Consider the following 16913-nt stretch of genomic DNA (forward strand, 5'->3'; position numbering starts at 1 on the left):
CAACCATGAGTACAATAAAATTAGGAACGAGAGGGTCAAAACTAGCCCTTTGGCAAGCATACTTCATCAAAGAAACCCTAGAAAAAGGCGGTTTAGCCGTTGAAATTGTTATTATTAATACCAAAGGAGATCAGATTTTAGACCGCTCGTTGTCGAAAATTGGCTCAAAAGGTGTATTTACAGAAGAATTAGAAGAGAAACTTCGGTCTGGCGAAATAGATATTGCACAGCATTCTGCTAAAGACTTACAGTCGGAATTGGCAGAAGATTTAGAGTTAATAGCTTTTACCGAGCGTGAAAGAGTAAATGATGTTTTGGTAAGTTTTGATAAAAGTCTTTCCTTAGAAAGTGGACAGCCCTTTGTCGTGGGAACTTCTTCTACACGTAGAGTGGCAATGTTGAAACACTTTTACCCACATATCCACACAGTAGATATGCGTGGTAACTTGCAAACCCGAATGGGTAAATTAGAAAGTGGCGTTTGCGATGCTTTGTTATTGGCTTATGCAGGAGTACATCGCATGGGTTATGAAGAACATATCGCAGAATTGATTTCGCTTAATACCTTTACACCTGCGGTGGGGCAAGGCTCTGTTGCCATAGAATGCGCTGCGAGTTTGGATGCTGAAAAGAAAGCCAAAATCAGAGCATTGTGTAACCATCCTGAAACAGAACAGCAACTATTAGCAGAACGTGCTTATCTGAGACGTTTGCAAGGAGGCTGTAGTATTCCTGTTTTTGGACTGGCTCAGCCTACTGAAAATAATGAATTGGCTATGACCGGCGGAATCATTAGTTTAGACGGGCAAGAAATCTTAAAAGAAACGATTACAGGAACAGATGCTATTGCTGTGGGCGAAGCCCTAGCTGAAAAGATTTTGACTTTGGGGGGAGACAGAATTTTGAAAGATATTCGTGCGGGGTTGAATAGTTAGTGAATGAGTGAGTTGTGAATGAGTGATTGCAATAATTTTTAATCTTTTAAATAAGTTAACTAATAACGTCTTTTACCTATGTCTGCTGAAAAGATATTTAAAAAACTTCGTTTAGATAGCGATAAAGCATTGTTGATTGTGAATGCTCCCTCAGAGTATGGCTCGTTATTAGAAGGTGTAAATTATGATACTGAACCAAGAGCGGAGGGCATTTATGATTTTGTCCAAGTGTTTGCTATTCAACAAGCTGAATTAGAGACTTTGATGAAATCTGTGGGTAAGGCTGGTAAATTTGATTGTGTTTTCTGGGCTTGTTACCCTAAAGGAACAGGAAAAATAAAAAGTGACATCAAACGTGAAACAGTTTGGACAGCATTTGATTTAATTGAACTTCAAGCGGTATCGCAAGTAGCCATTGATGAAACTTGGTCAGCTTTGCGAGGCAGACCTGCAACAATGGTAGGAAAGTAATTGATTTGAAGATTTGAAAATGTGAGAATTTGAAAATCAAATATTTATCAAAAACATTTTCAAATCTTCAAATTCCCACATCTTCAAATTAAAAGAATTATTTCAAGGCTTTATTAATCGCCTCATTCGCTAATTTCTCCATGATTTTATAACAACTGATGGTTGGATGTACGCCATCTTCAGCCATTTCTTTACTCAATCCATTTCTTTCATCTTTCAGAGGAGTAAAATAGTCAAGATAAACCAAGTTGTTTTGTTTGGCTAATTGTTTAATCCCTTCATTTAATGCAATTACTTTTGCAGGAACGTCTTTAATCTCTTTTCTCCAAGGAAATGCAAATGCGGGCATCACAGAAGCCAAGATTACTTTGATATGATTAGCTTTAGCAATTTCTATCATAGATTGATAGTTTGACAACGTATAGTCTTGCATATAATCACCCGTATTTTCGGCAATATCGTTGATGCCGATATTGATAATAACCACTTTTGGCTTCAATGCCACTACATCCTGACGAAAACGGAGTAATGTTTGTGGAGAAGTTTGTCCGCTGATGCCTCTTCCTACATAATTATTGGTATTGAAAAAATCAGGGTCGGCCGATACCCATCCTTCGGTGATAGAATCTCCTGTAAATACTACCCTTGTTTTGCCCTGTTTCGGCTCGCCAATTTCGGCATTGGCTTTTTTGTATTTTACTAGATTTGCCCAATCTCTTTTTTCTCTTTCAGCATTTTGTTTTGAAAACATTTCTAATTGTTCTTCACTAAATTGTTGTTCCCATTTGTTTGGATAACGTTTTTTCAGATAGCCTTGTAGCTTCAACCAGTCTCCAAAACGCTCGTACCAAGTATCTGTCGGTATTTTTTGTTTATTCATGCCAAAACCATGACCACCCCTTTCATAAATATGTATTTCTACGGGTTGGCCAGCGGCTTTCCAATCTAAATATAACTGTGCATTGGCAGGAGCAAAGCCTAGCTGGTCGTCAGAAGCTAAAGCGATAAAAATAGGAGTTTTGACTTTAGGAATATTTTTGATGTCGTCTAGTGCTTTGGTATAAGGATAAATTGGTGCAATAAAATTGGGTTTACTCTCTTCAGTAGCTTGGTAAATCGCTCCCAATGTTAATGTTCCACCTGCCGAAAAACCCATCATGCCTATTTTAGTAGGGTCAATGTCATATTTTTCTGCATGAGTTCTAATATATTTAATCGCTGTTGCAGCATCTTGAATAGCTAAAGGAATTATTGGTGCGTTTTCTTCATCCAAGGTTTTAAAGTTACCCATTTTACCCATTAACTCCTTTACAGGATCGTTTGTGAAACTTCTAGCCACTCTGTATTTCAATACAAAAGCAGCGACTCCTTTTGAATTCAAATATTTAGCTACCTCAATACCTTCATTATCAATAGAAAGCGTATGAAAAGCACCACCAGGGGCAATCAATATGGCTGTGCCTGTAGCCTTTTCTTTGTCGGGTAAAAATGCAGTGATGCTAGGGTCAGCTACATTATAAACAATTTTGGTATTAAATTGATTAGTGGTGTTTTCAGCTTCTGACCAAGTCCAGCTTTCAGAACCAGGGGCTTTGTTTGGATACAATTTGATGACTTCTTGGGCGAAAGAGGAGGTACTAATGAGCAAGATGCTACAGAAAATAGATACAATTTTCATGGTTTAAATTAAAATTTGAGAGGGTTTTATTGAGTAATATATTTTGATAATCAATGTTAATCAAAAATTACTTAATATTCATCACACTTTATGATTTTTAAAACATAGTGAAACCCATTCTTGCATTGAACACTGTACAAGGTTTTATCAAGAAGATTCTGGCTATCCATTCAAAAAATAGTATATTGAGTTTTCATCCATTCATCCAACTAAATTCTCATCGTTTGACATGAATTCAAACAAAAAAATACTCTTGTACTTTATCGCATCCATCATCACTTTTCAAGCTTTTTCACAGCGTAAAAGAAAAGACTACCTTGTTACTTTTAGCACTCCTTTCGGAGAAATGCACGCTGTTTTGCACAACGAAACACCCCAACACAAAAAGAATTTTTTGAAACTAGTAGATGATAAATTCTATGATGGATTACTGTTTCATCGGATTATCAACACATTTATGATTCAGGGAGGTGACCCAAATTCCAAAAATGCCAAAGCAGGAGAATTGCTCGGTAATGGTGATGTGGGCTATAAAGTGCCAGCGGAAATCACGCCTGAATTGTTTCATAAAAAAGGAGTAATAGCTGCCGCTCGTGATAATAATCCCGAAAAGGCCTCCTCGGGCTGTCAGTATTATATCGTACAAGGACAGGTTTGGAATGATTCAACTTTAGCTAAACAAATGGCGAGAAGCCCGTTAAGAACTTATACTGAGGAACAAAAAAATGTTTATAAAACCATTGGTGGAACACCTCATTTAGATGGTAATTATACTGTATTCGGACAAGTAATTGATAATCTTTGGGTGATAGATTCAGTGGCTCGTCAGCCAAGGGACAAGAATAATCGTCCTTTGAAAGATATTGCCATGAAAATTACATGTAAAAAAATGCGGAAAAAGAAGATTACTAAATTGTATGCATATACGTTTGGAGAGTAATACCATGTTTATTTTACTGGAGAATTTAAAAAAACTCCTATTTTCCATAGCTTACTTTTCTTTTCTTGACAAAAGAAAAGTAACCGCGCGGCGGACCGCAAAAGAAAGTCAAGAAATTCCGAATCGCATCGGCGAACCGACTCGCTTCGCTCAAACAGCGGAATTTCGGAAAATGGCTGTCACATGATTTTATTAATTATTGATTTTAAGGGATTAATAAAAAGAAAATCCTTCTTAAATAAATAAAAATGTCAAAAAAGAAAATACTCATTACTGGGTCTAATGGACTACTGGGGCAGAAATTGGTTTCATTATTGGCGAATCACGCTGATATTCATTTGATTGCTACTGCCCGTGGCAACAATCGTTTGTCGTTTACAGATGGCTACGAATATCAGGAAATGGATATTACGAATGCTGAACAAGTGGCGGAGGTAATTGAAAGGATTCAGCCTAATGCCATTATCCACACTGCTGCCATGACGAATGTTGACCAATGTGAATTTGAAAAAGATTTATGTTGGGCAATGAATGTAAAGGCTGTTGAATATTTAGCGGAGGTTTGCGAAAAACACAATATTTATCTTTGCCATCTTTCTACTGACTTTGTTTTTGATGGGAGTGCTGGCCCGTATTCGGAGGAAGCACAACCAAGTCCAGTAAGTTATTATGGCTGGACAAAGTATGCAGCAGAGGAAGTGGTAAGGCGTTCGACATGTCGTTGGAGTATTGCCAGAACAGTGTTGGTTTATGGTATCGTTTCGGATATGAGTCGGAGTAATATTATATTGTGGGTAAAGAAATCGTTGGAAGAAGGCAAAAGTATTAAAGTAGTAACTGACCAGTTTCGCACGCCTACTTTGGCAGAAGATTTAGCCAAAGGCTGTTGGTTGATGACTGATAAAGAAGCAGAAGGTATTTTTCATATTTCGGGAAAAGACTTTTTAACGCCTTATGAAATGGCAATTAAAACGGCAGATTTCTTTCAATTAGATAAATCACTCATCAGTACAGCCAATTCAAGTAATTTCACTCAACCTGCCAAACGCCCGCCAAGAACAGGCTTTATTTTAGACAAAGCTATTTCCGTGTTAGGCTATAATCCCGTAAGTTTTGATGAGGGGATTGCAATTGTGGCAGAGCAAACAGAAGCTTTATTATAATTTACTCGCTTACTCATGCCATGACTTCAAGTCATGGCATGAGTTTGTTTTACGAACGAGCTTTCGACCATTATCACTAGCGGGTGACTTAAGTCACCCGCTAGTGATAAATACTTTGATTATCAGCAATATATTAACTTGTGGATAATCAGTAGGACTCAAATACCACCTTCTAGTACCTTGCAGAATAAGGTCAACTAATAAAAAATCCCTACAAGAAATCATTCCTGTAGGGATTTTTATTGAGTTGAATATTACTAAAGATTCAATTTCTTCAATTCTTTTACCGCAAAATCTGCTGCTCTGGCTGTAAGTGCCATATACGTAAGCGATGGATTTACACACGATGCAGAAGTCATAGCCGCACCATCCGTCATAAATACGTTTTTCACAGCGTGTACTTGGTTATGGGCATTCAATACCGAAGTTTTAGGGTCGCGTCCCATACGGGCAGTTCCCATTTCGTGAATAGCCATTCCTAAGTAAGAACCATTATCATACGTTTTTACATTTTTTACACCCGATGATTCCAACATTTCTTTAGCATCGTTCATCATATCGATACGCATTTTCTTTTCGTTTTCACGTAAGTCAGCATCAAACACCACTACAGGCAAGCCCCACTTATCTTTAGTGGTTTTATCAAGGAACATTCTGTTTTCGTAATATGGTAAAGTCTCACCGAAACCACTAAAGCCCATTGACCATGCTCCTGGTTGCGTTACTTCATTTTTGTAGTCTGCACCAAAAGAAAGCTCAGCTACGTTACGTTGCCAGCCTTGACGGCTTCCACCACCTTGGTAACCAAAACCACGTAAGTAATCACGTTTGTCTGAACCGATATTACGGTATCGTGGTATGTAAATGCCGTTTGCTCTACGTCCGTAGTAATATTTATCTAAATCGCCTTCCCATGTACCCGAAGCACCTGTACGGAAGTGGTGATCCATCAAGTTGTGACCTAACTGTCCAGAATCATTACCCATACCTTCAGGGAAACGGTTTGACACAGAGTTCATCATTAACGAAGTAGAACCGATAGTACTACCACAAACAAAGATGATTTTCGCAAAATACTCACGGTCTTGCATCGTTACAGCATCACGTACACGTACACCCGTCGCTTTTTTCTTATTTTCATCGTACATAATTTCAGTTACGATTGAATCAGGACGTAAAGTCAGACGACCTGTTTTAGCTGCTGGAGGTAGTGTACAAGACTGCGTACTGAAATATGCACCAAACGGACAACCTAAAGAACATTTGTTACGATATTGACAAGAAGAACGACCAATACCTAGTTGTTCTTTGGCCGCTGCTGAAAGGTTAGCCACACGCCCCATTGTAAGGTTACGGCCAGGGAAGTTTTTCTCAAGACGTTGCTTCACTTCTTTTTCTACACAGAACATTTCCATTGCTGGAAGGAATTCGCCATCAGGCAATTGAGGTAAACCTAACTTTTCACCCGAAATCCCAGCGTATTTCTCTACATAAGAATACCAAGGTGCAATGTCTTTATAACGAATTGGCCAGTCAACCGCAATACCATCTTTTAAATTAGCTTCAAAGTCGATGTCACTTAAACGATAAGATTGACGACCCCACATAATTGATTTACCACCAACGATGTTTGGACGATACCAGTCAAAACGTTTTTCTTCTTTATATAATGAGTCTGAATCATTCATCCAGTATTTTTCCGTCATTTCATTGTACGGATAATCACGAGATAATTTTGGATGGGATTCTTTTTGTTCTATTGTTAAACGACCATTGTATTTCATTTCCCAAGGGTCTTTCATGGCGTTTTCGTAGCCAGTAACGTGTTCTAATTGCTTACCTCTTTCAAGCATTAGTACTCTTAAGCCTTTTTCGGTTAATTCTTTAGCAGCCCAACCACCAGAAACGCCTGAACCAATTACAATGGCATCATAAGTCATTCCTTTAACTGCATCTATATTCAAATTTGACATCTCCTGATATGAGTTTTAAGCTTTTAGCTATTAGCAGTCAGCTTTTTGTTTTATAAAATAAAATTGGTAATAATTTTGAGAAATGACAGATGAATTTAGATAACAAAGCTTAAAACTCATCACTCACAATTCATCACTCATACTTATAGTGCCCATGCTTTTTGTCCCGGCTTCAACGGTACACAACCTTGGAATTTCCCCGGAATCGGAAGGTATGCCAACGCTTTAGTAGCACCGATTTCAGAGGTAAAATAGCCAGTTACTGTCAATTCTTTCATTCTTAAGAAGAAAGGCTTATCGTTGATAGTACTTAACTTAACCATTTCATTTTTCTGAGCAGTATCTAATTCCACAAAACCTTTTCCAAATTTAGCTTTACTATCAGCATCTAATTTTGCCAAACCTGCATAGAATTTTTCTTGGTCTTCTTTTTTATAACAATCACGCATGACACGCACAATGAATTTTTCAGCACCAGCAGCTTTCGCACCAGGAGTATCAGTGGTTGGAATAATAATATCAGCAACCTCCGCAAGCAAAGCTTCTTGCTCAAGACTCACACTTACACTGTTGCCAGTATTAATAATTTGTCCCATTACTCCTGCCATTAAAGGGGCAGAAAGCACACCTCCCATCAGAAGGGCAACTCGTTGGACGGCTTCTCTACGGTTCATATTTTGGTTAAATAATTGATTATTAGATTATTAAAAAACGTTGTACTCAGCAGTTTATACTTTTTAGTAAAGTAAAGAAAAAAACGTTATCAAATTACGGTGAATATAAGTTTTTATTGAAATAGTTTAACTCTGACCTGTGTTATTATGAGTTTATGAGATGATGAGTTTAGAGTTTATGAGTTTAAGGTTTATGAGCTTATAAGTATGTTTTCAGTGCTACAAAGTTTGATTTTGAAACTTATAAACATTAGCATTTCTCTAAGCTTTAAACCTTTAACTTCTAAACTCATAAATATTAACCTTTAAACCCTAAACACATAAACCTTAAACTCATAGACTTTTAGGCTTACTGCTCATCGTAAATACTAAAACACCCCCTGACATAATTTGTTGGTGTGTGATAAATTTTTCAGTAAAAGGCTTTCCATTGAGTGTAGCCGATTGAATATATGGTGCTTTTGCCGAATTGCCTTTCGCAATAATCTTAAACTGCTTTCCATTAGGTAACTGAAGCGTTGTTTCATCAAAAGTTGGGCTACCAATCACATAATTTGGCGTACCCGGACACACGGGGTAATAGCCCATCATACTAAAAACCAACCAAGCTGACATTTGTCCACCATCTTCGTTGCCACTCATTCCACCTGCTGAAATATCGTATTCTTCTTTGATAATCTGACGTACTTTTGCTTGTGTTTTCCAAGCCTGATTAGCAAAAGGATATAAATATACAATTTGATTGTTGGGTTCATTGCCATGCCAATAATAACCTTGGTCGAATAAGGTATCCAATTTTTCTATAAAGCGTTTTTGCCCACCAATGTGGTTTATCAAGCCTTCCACATCTTGGGGGACGTAAAAAGTATATTGAGCAGGCGAGCCTTCGGTAATGAAGCTACTGCGTTGTGCAAAAGGGTCAAATTTGTCAATCCAACTGCCATCAGCATAACGACCACGAGCGTAGCCAGTTTGTGGGTCTATTACATTTTGATAGTTTTTAGCACGTTTCATCAAGGTTTCATAATCAGCTTTCTCGCCCAGCTTTTGGGCTACTTTTGCTAATACAAAATCATCATAAGCATATTCTAAAGTGCGCGAAACTTGCTCTCTTTTGTGGAAAGCCTGCCAAACGGAATCTTCGAGCGGGATATAATTGTATTTTAAATAAGATGCCAATGCTCTTCTTCCTTTGCCTTCTTCATAACTCTTTTGGTTTGTGTTTACTTCAAAAGCATTTTTACGCATATATTGATAAGCCGTTTTAATATCAAAACCTTTGATGCCCTTGATGTAGGCATCGCCAATGGCAGCAATGGCGTGGTCGCCAATCATGGCCGCAGTATAATGATTCCAGCATGGAAAAATAGGCAACCAAGTACCTTGTTCTGCTTTTTTGACTAAAGATTGCATCATATCTGCCGTTACTTTTGGTTCTAGCAAAGTATGCAAAGGATGCACCGCTCTGTAAGTATCCCACAGGTTATAATCTTCATAATAATCAAAACCTTTGGCTTGGTAAATGTTATCATCATCGGCAAAACCAGTATAAGAACCATCAATATCCGAGAATATTCTGGGTGTCAGTTTGGTATGATACAACGCAGAATAAAATAAGGTTTTATCATACTCTGAACCCTTTACTTGAATTTTACTCAAGGCTTTATTCCAAGCTGAGTTTGATGCCTGACGGGTTTTAGAAAAATCCCAATGGTTGATTTCACCTTCAAGATTCTTTCGTGCTCCTTCCAAACTAGTAAACGAAGTACCAATACGTACTTTGACGATTTTATTACCGAATTGTGCATAAGCCCCAACAGCCTGTTTTTGTCCGTTGCCTTGTGCTTGTACAGATTTGGCATTTATACCATTGTTCTTCCAAGTACCATAATCTGTAAAGGCTTGGTCAAATTGAATAACAAAGTATCCACTGAACCCTGCGGGCTTACCAAAACCTTGATAAATCCTGTGGACGGGATTATAACCAACTATTTCTTTTTTTTCAGGATGAACCTCTACAAAACCTTCCCCTTCGTCTGAATTGGGTTCAATCACTACATAATTATCCTGATGTTGGCTAAAAGTAAATTGTAAAAATCCCGAACGAGATAAGGCTGTCATTTCGGCTTTGATATTCCCTTTTTTCAGGTTTACCTGATAATAAGAAGGTTTTACTATTTCAGTTTTTCGGTCGAAATCGCTCCCTCTGTCTGTTGCATTCACATTCAATTTTCCAGACATTGGCATGATAGTAACACTGCCATAATCTTGCACACAGCTACCATTCATCCAATGAGTTCCTCTAAACCCCTGAATTTTAGTATCGTTATAATAAAAAGGAGGAATGCATTTTAATTCAGTAGCTCTGGTTTGGGGTGTCCAAGAGGTCATGCCTTGTGGCACACCAATGGCTGGTACAATTTGCCCTTTCATTTCCGACCCTGCTTCACTGTGTTTTTTAGCACTTTCTGTCGTGCTAGGGGCTGAGCCAATAAAAGGATTTACATAATCGACGGGCTGTTTTTGGGCTATGCTTGCTAAAGGAAATAACAAAACCAAAAGAATATTTTTTTTGCTCATTTTATTGAAAATATGTTGCTTCGATTTTTGGGTAATACTTTTATAAAATAGGTTAAGTTGGTATTTTTCTATACTTTCAAAAACCATTTCTGGCGATATAAAAAATACAGAAAGCCTAACTGCACCAAAACAATTCCTGTCGCTAATCCTACAGGTTGCCACGGGGTATTGAGGTGTTGAATTAATCCTCCAAACAAATAATTGGCTGTTAACTCAAAGTTAATCAATCCATGAGCTGCCATGTAAATGGTAATTGAATTCATACCAATCCAAACGAATGGTGCTATCCAAAACTTGATGGCTAGTACGTCTATCACTAAATAAAAGACACTCATAAACAGTAAACTAAAACCACCTGAGCAAAGTACAAATGAGCTTGTCCACATGATTTTATTAATCGGAAAAAATGGATTCCAGAGGTAAGCTAATAAAATACAAATAATACCACTAGCTGACATTATTGCTACTTTTTTAAACCCTGCGATAGAAGTTGATTGTAAAATTTTTCCTGTAAAAATTCCTAATAATGCATTACAAATAGCAGGTAAGGTTGATAACAATCCTTCAGGGTCATAAACCTTTCGATGAAGTTTTCCGGGTAGAAAAAGACGGTCGAGATATGCAGATAAATTGCCCTCTTTGGTCAAAATGCCAGCACCAAAATCGGGTACCGGAACATAGTTCATTAGTAAAAAATAGCTAATGAGAATACCGAAGAAAATAAAGATTTGCGTTTTGAGGTCTGTATAAATAAAAATAATTCCTGCGAATAGACAAGAAAGGGCGATTCTGCCTAGCACACTGGCAATGCGTGTGTTTTCATACCCTTGCCATTTGAATAGCCCATTGACGATGGTACCAAGAATAATCAGGATGAAGGCTCTTTTGAATAAGCTTTTTAATATCTGCTTTTTAGCATGTTGATTGGCTAATTGTTTGCCAATACTATAAGGCATAGAAATACCAGCAATAAAAATAAACAAAGGAAATATCAAATCATAAAAAGTAAAGCCGTTCCAATCTGAGTGGTGTAATTGGCTAGAAATCCAATTGATAGCCGTATTGTCAGAGGCTTTTGCCCATTCATGAATTAAGCCTTCGCCACTAATAATCCAAAACATATCAAAGCCTCTGAGGGCATCAAGTGATTGTAAACGCGAGGAAGGATTACTCTTTTGCATAATAAAGGGATACAATTTACATTTTCATAATGGCTCTTGAAAACAATAGCTTTGCACCAAGAAAACTCTTTGATACAAAGCTATTGATAAAGTAAGCATAATCAACTAAATCTTAGTAACCCGGATTTTGAGTTAATGATTTATTTAATTGTAAAGCATTTGTCGGGATTGGGAAAAGGCGTTTTTTAGGATCTGTATCGGTTTTTACTCCCCATGTACCTTCATATTTACCAAAACGAATCATATCGTTACGGTGCCAAGTTTCCCAAGCAAACTCTCTGGCTCTTTCTTCATAAAGTTGTTGCAATGTTACTGAAGTCCAAGGAGTAGAAGTTGTACGCTTACTCCTTACTTCATTCACTAAAGAAATAGCCGTTTGACCATTCGTTGCAGTGCCACCTTTCAAGATTGCCTCAGCTTTCATCAATAATATATCGGCATATCTGAAAATAGGTACATCGTTGTTTTGGTTTCTAGTAGCCGAAGTACTATCAGCATAGAATTTATTGTTGCGATAACCCATGTTCCAAGCTTTTTCATCATTCCCCAAATCAAAACTAGCAGGTTTTTTAATGATAACATCTGGTGTAATATCTACTTGATAAGTTAAAGCTGCTCCCGCATCTGCACCTTTATAATCTTCGTCATAACCTTGTTTTGTTGTGGCTACAGTTACAGGTACGCCTTTATAATCGAATTGTTTCCCCGTAATCCATTGTTGATTCCTTACATCTTTAGGGTCGTTGTAATATGCATAGTATTCTGGTAAAGTACTTGCCGCCGCACTTGGTGTAAATGGTAAGCTGAATTTAGCACGTAATGACCTCGGCATGGAGTATCGGGCATAAAACATATAACCATTCGGGGCGGAGGCATCGTAAGGAATCGCAAAAATAAATTCCTTGATTTGCGGACCATTATTTATAAAAAACATTTTACGATAATCGCTTTCAATAGCATATTTACCAGAACTGATGATGTTATCACAAGCTGTGATAGCGTCGCTCCAACGAGCAGTTCCTGTATACACTTCAGCATTCAGATACATCTTAGCCAAAATGGCATAAGCTGTATATTTATTCGGGCGACCGTAAGTTTCTTGCCCAACTACCACACTAAGGTCAGGAAGGCTCTCTTGTAACTCTTTCTCGATAAACTTAAATACATCAGATCTTGCAGTTGTTCTAGCCGTAGTTGTATCACCAAATTTTGTTGAAATTGGGATATTTCCCCACATATCCATCATCATAAAATAACACATTGCACGCATGGTTCTTAGTTCTGCCAAACTTGTAAGTTTAGCTGTGGACTCTGGTGCTTTTGAAATCAAGAAAATATTCTGATTACTTGTACTGATGGTAGTTGTCAGCCATGCCCAAGCACTTTGTACGTGTGCGTTATCTTGATTCCAAGTATGTTTGTGATGTTGTTCATAACGTCCACCATCATACCAGTTTCCACCACGTGCTGGTAAAATCGCTTCATCGGTACTCAACGACTGTAAAAACCAGTAGTCTGTTGAATAGTTTTGACGAAAAGAATTGTACGTCGGTCCCGCAGCTTGGATAAACTGTGTAGGGGTTTGAGGGAAAATCTCTGGCGTTAGTTGTGTTGTTACGGGGACGTCAAGGTCATGACAAGCCATTAATCCACTTATGCTTGCAATGGTTATTATCAATTGAAATATTTTTTTCATCTGTTTCTAGCATTAATAGTTTTGAACAGTACCTAATTCTCTAAGAAGAAATCCTCAAAAACATCATTAATTCAGTAATTGCTTCTAGGTACTGTTTGAATTATTGTAAATGTTTTTAGAATGAGGCGGAAACACCAAACAAGAATGTACGGGTTTTAGGATAAAAATTATTAGAGTCAACACCAGGAGCAATACCGCCTTGATTAATCTCAGGGTCGATGCCTTTGTAGCCTGTTATCACAAACAAGTTATTTACTGAGGCATACAAACGAATACGCTTGATATCTTTAGTGATATTCTTGAATGAATACCCCAAAGTAGCATTGTCTAAACGTAAATAGCTTCCATCTTCCAAGAAACGAGATGAGTAACGATAAGAGTTAAAATCATTGGCTGATTCTTCAGCTACTTCAACAGGAATGTTAGTGAATCTGGCAGTACTTGGTCTGAACAAATCGGCACGCGTTACGTTCATGATTTTGTTACCTAGCACTGCTCTCATGAAGATATTCAAATCCAAATTTTTGTAAGTAAAATTGTTTGACCAACCTAGTAATAATTTAGGCTGTGCATTTCCTATAGCTTTGTAGTCTTTTACGCTAACAGGTTTGGTCGTCAATTCACCTTTTGAGTTATAGTATTGCGATACACCATTGGCATCTTTACCTGCATATTCATATGTAAAAAACTGACCAATTGGCTGTCCTGCTACAATCAATTGAATGGTTTCTCCCGTTTGTCCGCCACCATCTGGTTGAACGATTTTTACCGAGTCAGTTTTTAACGAAGCATTCGAAAGACTTAAAATTTTGTTTTCGTTGTGTGCTAAGTTAAAAGTAGTATTCCAAGAGAAATTCTTAGTTTTTACGGGGCTAGCATTCAAGGTAACTTCATAACCTTTGTTACTCATTTCACCCACATTGGCCGTTAAAGAACCATTTGGATACAACACCGTACTTACAGGATAAGTCCAAATTAAATCAGAGGTCTTTTTGTTGTAAACTTCAACAGTACCACTAATTTTTCCTTTAGCCACCGAGAAGTCGATACCAAGGTTTGAAGTAGCTGTTTTTTCCCAACCTAAATCAGGGTTTTCGTTTTGTAATGCACCAATCGCAGCCTGTTGAGACCCATTATAGTAGAATGTACCAACGTTTCCGTAAATCAATTTAGTAGTATATGGGCTAAAACCTGCTGAGTTACCCGTTACACCATAACTAAGACGTAATTTTAATTCACTGAAAATCTGTTGTTTTTCCATGAATCCCTCTTGGTCAACTCTCCAAGCAAAACCTACTGCTGGGAAATAACCCCACTGCTTGTTCAAGCCGAATACCGAAGAACCATCACGACGGATTGACCCTTGCAATAAGTATTTGTTTTTGTAATTATAATTAACACGACCAAAGTCTGAGATTAAACGTACTTGTTGGTAATTATCACCACCATAATTTACTCTGAATGAGTTAACCGCATAAGGGTTACCTAAACCTAAATTGTTGTAACCAACAGCATCAACTGGGAAGTTAGTACTAGTTGCTTGGAAACCGTCGCCGTTGATACTTTCTTGCCAAGAATAACCCACTACAGCATTAATTGAATGGTCTCCAATTTGTTTATCCCAAGTAAGATAAGTTTCTAATAAGCTCTGAGTATTTTGATACGCATTTCTTGTTGCCAAACCATTTGCACCTACTAAAGTGATGAAAGATGGGTTTCCCGGAGGTTCTGGCGTACTACGAATATTATTATAGTATTGTGTATAATAACTATTGTAATAAGCACCATAATTGGTCTGGAAGTTTTGGTACGAGAATTTTACATCATAAGTAAAACCCAATGGTAGTTTTAACTGACCAAAGAAAGTACCTACCAAAGTTTTATATTTCAAACGTTCTTGTCCATTTTCAATCAAAGAAACAGGGTTGTAATAACTAGTTTTGTTGAAGTTGTCATAAAAAGAACCGTCTGCCTTATGTACAGGAACTGTTGGCAAATAAGTCAACATTTGGGCTAAAACAGTGTTTCTATAAGGAACCCATTTGGCATCACTTACTGAATTGGTTACTGATAAACCCAATTTCAAATTATTGTTAAATGCTTTTTGTTCGATAGATAAACGAGCTACCACACGGTTTAAAGCACTTGATTTAATGATACCATCTTGGTCGAAATAGTTGATACTTGCATTGTAAACAGTGCTTTCGCTACCACCACCAAATGAAATGTTATGGTTTTGGCTAATGGCCGTACTACGCTGAACAGCATCTTGCCAGTTGGTATTTGCACCTAAATCATCTTCTGGGGATAAAGCTTGCCCATTTTTGGTTAAGAATGCTTTCAATTGTGTAGCATTCATCATTTCATATTGCTTAGATACTTTATCTATTGCCATATATGAACTATATGATACCTGCATTTGTCCTTTGCTAGCACGTTTGGTAGTTACCATAATTACGCCATTGGCAGCACGGTTACCGTAAATAGCCGTTGCAGCAGCATCTTTCAGAATGTCCATCGTAGCAATATCATCAGGTGCAATCAACGAAATGTCAGCTCCTGGCACACCATCAATTACGAACAATGGCGATTGTGCACCGTCACGAAGAGAAGAAGCACCACGTAAAATAATAGCTGCAGCACGGTTAGGGTCACCACTACGCGTAATGTTTAAGCCCGGAACTTTACCTTGTAATAACTGTCCAACATCACTGATGGCTCCTCTGTTCATATCTTCTGGTTTGATAGTCGTAATAGCACTTGTCAAGTTTTTACGCGATTGAGTACCGTAACCTACTACTACTACTTCATCTAAACTTTGGTTTTCAACTAACATCGATACGTTGATTACCGAGCGACCGTTTACTACAACTTCTTGTTTCTGATACCCAACAAAAGAGAAAATCAAGGTATTGTTTCCGTCGGGTACAGCAATTTTATACTGTCCTTTTGTATCCGTCGAAGTACCTCTATTTGTATTTTTGACCAATACCGAAACTCCTGGTAGTGCTTGCCCTTTTTCATCGGTGATGGTTCCGCTGATTGTTTGTTCGGCGATTATTTCGTTTGGGATGAGCGATTGAATGTTTTCTCTTTCAGCAACAGCTTTTTTGCGAAGAAGAATACGATTATCGATTACTTCATACGAAATGTTTAAGGGTGTAAGAAGGTCTTCTAAAACCTTCGATAATTTATCTTCAGTAAAATTGAAAGACACAATTTGCCCTGCCTGAATGGCATTTGGGCTATAGACAAACTTAACATCTGCTTTCTTCTCTAGCTGGAATAATACCTTTTTAATAGTACTCGACCCAGTTCTTAGCGTAATACTTTTATTGAGTACCTCTTGCGAAAAAGCACTGTTTGCGAGAGAAATCCCGCAACAGATAATCGAAAGGAATAGTTGAGTAATGGTAATTCGCATCGCTTTGGAGAGAATCTTTTTAAATGATAATTTTTTTTTCATACTTTTAACTGTTTTTAAACTGTGAAATGTGGAAAAACAAACCCTAAGCATCGTTGCGATGCCACCGAATTGGCGTTTGGTGGGGTTTCTAAGGCCGGTAATGCTAGTAACATTATCGGCTTTTTCTTGTGAAAGCGACTATGTTTTCATGGAGTT

The 16913-nt window shown here is 37.7% G+C and carries 11 protein-coding genes; 4 read left to right on the forward strand and 7 right to left on the reverse strand.

The features are described from left to right. Window positions 1-5 precede the first annotated feature (5 nt). Both hemC and J2Y60_RS00160 read left to right on the forward strand, forming a co-directional pair. On the forward strand, window positions 6-935 hold the full coding sequence (gene hemC, locus J2Y60_RS00155) for a hydroxymethylbilane synthase (protein ID WP_309913023.1): 930 nt from the start codon (window positions 6-8) through the stop codon (window positions 933-935). A 78-nt stretch (window positions 936-1013) separates the two neighbouring features. Continuing rightward, the gene (locus J2Y60_RS00160; protein ID WP_309913020.1) at window positions 1014-1406 is read left to right on the forward strand and encodes a hypothetical protein; all 393 of its coding nucleotides are present in this window, start codon (window positions 1014-1016) and stop codon (window positions 1404-1406) included. A gap of 97 nt (window positions 1407-1503) precedes the next feature. Here J2Y60_RS00160 and J2Y60_RS00165 read toward each other — a convergent pair whose 3' ends face one another. Further along, a complete protein-coding gene (locus J2Y60_RS00165) occupies window positions 1504-3084 on the reverse strand; it encodes a GDSL-type esterase/lipase family protein (protein ID WP_309913018.1) in 1581 nt (526 codons plus the stop codon). A gap of 229 nt (window positions 3085-3313) precedes the next feature. On the opposite strand from J2Y60_RS00165, the gene J2Y60_RS00170 reads away from it, so the two are divergent. Continuing rightward, window positions 3314-4024 carry a peptidylprolyl isomerase gene (locus J2Y60_RS00170; protein WP_309913015.1) on the forward strand — a complete coding sequence of 237 codons (711 nt, stop codon included), beginning with the start codon at window positions 3314-3316 and terminating at the stop codon, window positions 4022-4024. Between the two features lie 248 nt (window positions 4025-4272). Continuing rightward, window positions 4273-5187 carry an NAD(P)-dependent oxidoreductase gene (locus J2Y60_RS00175; RefSeq protein WP_309913012.1) on the forward strand — a complete coding sequence of 305 codons (915 nt, stop codon included), beginning with the start codon at window positions 4273-4275 and terminating at the stop codon, window positions 5185-5187. Between the two features lie 257 nt (window positions 5188-5444). Here J2Y60_RS00175 and J2Y60_RS00180 read toward each other — a convergent pair whose 3' ends face one another. The 6 genes from J2Y60_RS00180 to J2Y60_RS00205 all read right to left on the reverse strand — a co-directional run bounded on the left by J2Y60_RS00180 (window position 5445) and on the right by J2Y60_RS00205 (window position 16757). Beyond that, the gene (locus J2Y60_RS00180) at window positions 5445-7160 is read right to left on the reverse strand and encodes a GMC family oxidoreductase (RefSeq protein WP_309913009.1); all 1716 of its coding nucleotides are present in this window, start codon (window positions 7158-7160) and stop codon (window positions 5445-5447) included. Between the two features lie 143 nt (window positions 7161-7303). Then, window positions 7304-7834: a gluconate 2-dehydrogenase subunit 3 family protein gene (locus J2Y60_RS00185; protein ID WP_309913008.1), complete on the reverse strand. Its 531-nt coding sequence runs from the start codon at window positions 7832-7834 to the stop codon at window positions 7304-7306. Window positions 7835-8167: 333 nt separating this feature from the next. Next, the gene (locus J2Y60_RS00190; RefSeq protein WP_309913001.1) at window positions 8168-10414 is read right to left on the reverse strand and encodes a GH92 family glycosyl hydrolase; all 2247 of its coding nucleotides are present in this window, start codon (window positions 10412-10414) and stop codon (window positions 8168-8170) included. Window positions 10415-10482: 68 nt separating this feature from the next. Continuing rightward, window positions 10483-11595 carry a DUF5009 domain-containing protein gene (locus tag J2Y60_RS00195; protein WP_309912999.1) on the reverse strand — a complete coding sequence of 371 codons (1113 nt, stop codon included), beginning with the start codon at window positions 11593-11595 and terminating at the stop codon, window positions 10483-10485. Window positions 11596-11707: 112 nt separating this feature from the next. Beyond that, window positions 11708-13291: a RagB/SusD family nutrient uptake outer membrane protein gene (locus J2Y60_RS00200; RefSeq protein ID WP_309912996.1), complete on the reverse strand. Its 1584-nt coding sequence runs from the start codon at window positions 13289-13291 to the stop codon at window positions 11708-11710. Window positions 13292-13406: 115 nt separating this feature from the next. Then, the gene (locus tag J2Y60_RS00205; protein ID WP_309912993.1) at window positions 13407-16757 is read right to left on the reverse strand and encodes a TonB-dependent receptor; all 3351 of its coding nucleotides are present in this window, start codon (window positions 16755-16757) and stop codon (window positions 13407-13409) included. Window positions 16758-16913 lie beyond the last annotated feature (156 nt).

The organism is Arcicella sp. BE140 (assembly GCF_031456255.1).
GTDB classification, from domain to species: Bacteria; Bacteroidota; Bacteroidia; order Cytophagales; family Spirosomataceae; genus Arcicella; species Arcicella aquatica.